Annotated in this window: 1 protein-coding gene; it reads right to left on the bottom strand. The window is 36.3% G+C overall.

Annotated elements, in window-relative coordinates; genetic code table 11:
* Positions 1–1,766: 1,766 nt before the first annotated feature.
* Positions 1,767–2,963 (bottom strand): ATP-binding protein, encoded by a 1,197-nt coding sequence (locus ESV24_RS15080; RefSeq protein WP_111817154.1) that lies wholly within the window; start codon positions 2,961–2,963, stop codon positions 1,767–1,769.
* Positions 2,964–4,266 lie beyond the last annotated feature (1,303 nt).

Raw genomic sequence — 4,266 nt, 5'->3', positions numbered from 1 at the left:
TGGCAACCATAAATGCGCAGACAAGATGGAATGGTAGTATGTTTGCATGGGCATCGGTGCGAAGAGACCTAGTAGATTATTTTGACAACAGATTTTTAACCGATGACACACTTAATTGAACACTCCCTTAGGGAGTGTTCAATTAATTACTAATTCCTATTCCAAAATTCTAATTTCTATTCAGATTAAGATGTGGATAATACAGTGTCAAGAACTTGCGATTATGCGATTAATTATTTTTAAACCTAAAAATGGAAAGACCCACCAAAAGCTCCTTCCCCTTAGACCAATTTTTGATCAAAACTCAGAGCTTTCTTACAGGGGAAGGTGGCAGCTGGGGAAAAATATGATCCGAAAGCCAAATACACAATCCAGCTGACGGAAGGGGTAAATCTACAAACGCAAAATTCAAAGTTCAAAGTTCAAAGTTTTATGCTTTAGGCTTTAAGCTGTAAGCATTAGGCAATATTCATTATTAACTATTAATTACTAGCCTCCCTGTTCTGAGCTTGACGATGGAACGAGGTGCCAAATCAACTTTTTCGGAATCAAATCCAAAAAAAGCATAACTTTTAGGGAATCAATTGACTAAATGGGCGGTAAATGGTAGGTTGCAAGTTAAATGTGCAATGCTCAATGTTCAATGTTATAATTAATTATACATTATTCATCATTAATTACTAATTATCAATTCACCAATCTATAATACTCAGCAGCCCGTCCTGAGCGCAAACGAAGGGCAGTCGAAGTACCGAATCAACGACTATTGCCATAAGCTTTAAGCTGCAAGCATTAGGCATAATTCAATTCTAATTACTAGTCTGTAATACTGAGCGGAGAAGAAGTACCGAATCAACGACTACTGCCATAGGCTGTAAGCTTTAGGCTTTAGGCTTTAGGCTTTAGGAATTAGAATTAGGAATTAGGAATTAGAATTAGAATTAGGAATTAGGAATTAGGAATTAGGAAAAATTAATTCTAATTTCTGATCTGTCATACTGAGCGCAGAAGAAGTACCGAATCAACGACTATTGCCATAAGCTTTAAGCTGTAAGCATTAGGCATAATTCAATTCTAATTACTAGTTTGTAATACTGAGCGTAGAAGAAATACCGAATCAACGACTATTGCCATAGGCTGTAAGCTCTAGGCTTTAGGCTTTAGGCTTTAGGCTTTAGGAATTAGGAATTAGGAATTAGGAATTAGGAATTAGGAAAAATTAATTCTAATTACTGATCTGTCATACTGAGCGCAGAAGAAGTACCGAATCAACGACTATTGCCATAAGCTTTAAGCTGTAGGCATTAGGCATAATTCAATTCTAATTACTAGTCTGTAATACTGAGCGTAGAAGAAATACCGAATCAACGACTATTGCCATAGGCTGTAAGCTTTAGGAATTAGGCTTTAGGAATTAGGCTTTAGGCTTTAGGCTTTAGGAATTAGGAATTAGAATTAGGAATTAGGAATTAGGAATTAGGAATTAGGAATTAGGAAAAATTAATTCTAATTACTGATCTGTCATACTGAGCGCAGAAGAAGTACCGAATCAACGACTATTGCCATAAGCTTTAAGCTGTAGGCATTAGGCATAATTCAATTCTAATTACTAGTCTGTAATACTGAGCGTAGAAGAATTATCGAACCCCCAATTAAACAATTAAACTATTAAACATTTAAACATTTCCAGCATACTGAGCACCTTGACCTCAACGTATACTCAATATTAATTATTAATTACTAATTACCAATTCACCAATCCAACTTCAATAAAGAAACCCAAAAAGCCACAGCGGTATTCTATTTTGGTATCCATATTCTATTGCGTCCGCAACTATGTAACCTTCGGTGGTTCCTTTTAATTGTTTATTTGTCTTGTGCTTTCCTCCTATTTCAAAATTATATTTTTTGCTTACTAAAAAATCACCCTGTGCTGTAAAGTTCAGTTGGTGTTGAAAACCTACCTGATTTGAAAAAAAAGTTTCTCTGAGGTTGCCCACATTTGCATTTTCGCGTGCAAGCAGAAAAATTAAATTTGTATTTTCCAAGTATATTTTCGAAGGCTTTTGCAAACGCGTAATTCCCTGTGCTTCTTTATACAAGTTTCGTGTTAGCCCTATTTCATCCAAATAGTATAAATAGGAAAGCAGTGTTGCTCTATTTATTTGGATTTTTTCGCTTAGCTTACTAACATTTGGAACAAAAGGTACAGATTCAGCAATACTAACCAGCAATTGCTTTACTTTATTGATATAAGCCATTTCAACACCGCGCAAAAGGGGTAACTCTATTTCTAAAATCATATTAACAACTTCGCCCAAACGCATTTCATACAAGTCGGGCTGTTCTTTATAAAACGGATAATAACCTTGCTTTAGGTAGGAATCAAAATATTGTAGGGGTTTTACATTTTGAATAATTGTTGTAGCTTCCTCTAAATGATTGATTGTAATTTGATTTAAAGTGAGTCTTTCAAATGTAATACCTGTTTCTAGTGATAGGTATTCTCTAAAAGAAAACCCTTGCATGTTATATACAATTGCTCTTCTACTTAAATCGGCACGTGCATTCAAAATTTCCAGTAATGAAGAACCGGTGAATACTATGTTTAAATTGGGATAATCGTCATAACTGTTTTTTAGTTCTTGTGCCCAACCGTCGTATTTATGCACCTCATCTAAAAAGAGGTATTTTCCGCCTTTTTTTTCAAAATCTGCTACTAATTCAATTAAAGAATGCGTGTTAAACCATATAGTATCCATGCTAACATATAAGGTTTGGTCCAGGAATTCAGATAGATGTAACTTAATATATTGCAATATCAAAGTGGTTTTACCTATCCCTCTTGCCCCTTTTATGCCAATAAGACGAGCATCCCAGTTAATTTCCTGCATCGTAGAACGAACAAATTGAACAGGCGTATGCTGCAATTTTTGCTGGAATTTCTCAAATAATACGTCCATAATTGTTTATTACATCCTACAAATATACTTAATTTTTGTGCAGCTCAGTAAACAAATCTGCTAGTGGGTTCTATGTTTAAGTTTGAAAGTTCAGTTGTAGGTATTAGGCTTTAAGCTCTAGGCTTTAGGCTTTAGGCTCTAGGCTTTAGGCTTTAGGCTTTAGGCTTTAGGCTTTAGGCTCTAGGCTTTAGGCATTAGGCATTAGGAATTAGGAATTAGGAATTAGGAAAAACTTAATGCTAATTACTGGTCTGTCATACTGAGCGTAGGAGAAGTACCGAATCGACGACTATTGCCATAGGCTCTAAGCTCTAGGCTCTAGGCTTTAGGCTTTAGGCTTTAGGAATTAGGAATTAGGAAAAACTTAATGCTAATTACTGGTCTGTCATACTGAGCGAAGTCGAAGTATCGAATCTTCAATTAAACATTTAAACAGTTAAACATTTAAACCTTTTCAACATACTGAGCACCTTGACCTCAACATATACTTAATATGAATTATTCATTACTAATTACTAATTACTAATTTCCATTTTAACATACTAGTATGATACTAGGGGTTTAGTAGGGAAAGAGTAGCATGAAAGTAGCACTCGAGTAGCATTAGAGGTAGGGAGACCATACACTAATAGGGCGCGAACCATACATGCTTGCAAGCTTAACAGTGAACCCGACCTTGGAACCATATATAAATAAATTTGAAAAGAGCACTTACTCAGGGATCTGCGATACACCCTGCTATCGTCGGGCACTCAGGGACCTTCGTGAAGGAGTTGGAGACCAGTCCTTCGATACGCTCTACTATCGTCGGGCACTCAGGGACCTTTCGATACACCCTCCTATCATCGGGCACTCAGGGACCTTTGAATTTAGTAGGCAATGGTCAGTTATTTGTGTTCCGGATTCTGTGATTAAATCTGAAACAGGAAACAGGACTAAAGAATGAGTACTGGGTAATGGGTAATGAGTAATGAGTAATGAGTAATTTTTAAAGTAAAAAGCTTAGAGCCTAAAGCCTAATCAAAAACAAACCAAAAAAAGCTCCTTCCCTTCAGCAAGAAATATCACTTTAAGCAATTCACATCATAACAAGGGAAGGTGGCAGCTGGGAGCAAATAGATTAAAAGCGCAAATAGCCAATCCAGCTGACGGAAAGGATTCAACGTAAACTTGATATTCGATTTCAATTTCAATTTCGATTTCCCTAAAACCTTAACGAAACAAGAGCCAAGAACCAAGAGCCAAGAGCCAAGAACCAAGAGCCAAGAGCAAAGAGCCAAGAGCCAAGAGCAAAGAGCCAAGA

The sequence above is a fragment of the Aequorivita lipolytica genome (genome assembly GCF_007997135.1).
Taxonomy (GTDB): Bacteria; Bacteroidota; Bacteroidia; order Flavobacteriales; family Flavobacteriaceae; genus Aequorivita; species Aequorivita lipolytica.
Note: the sequence above shows the minus strand (reverse complement) of the source record. Positions and strands in the feature narration are given on the sequence as shown.

Bases quoted from the DNA above. Each gene is read 5' to 3' on its own strand.
- ESV24_RS15080 (WP_111817154.1), bottom strand. From the start codon at position 2,963: ATGGACGTATTATTTGAGAAATTCCAGCAAAAATTGCAGCATACGCCT.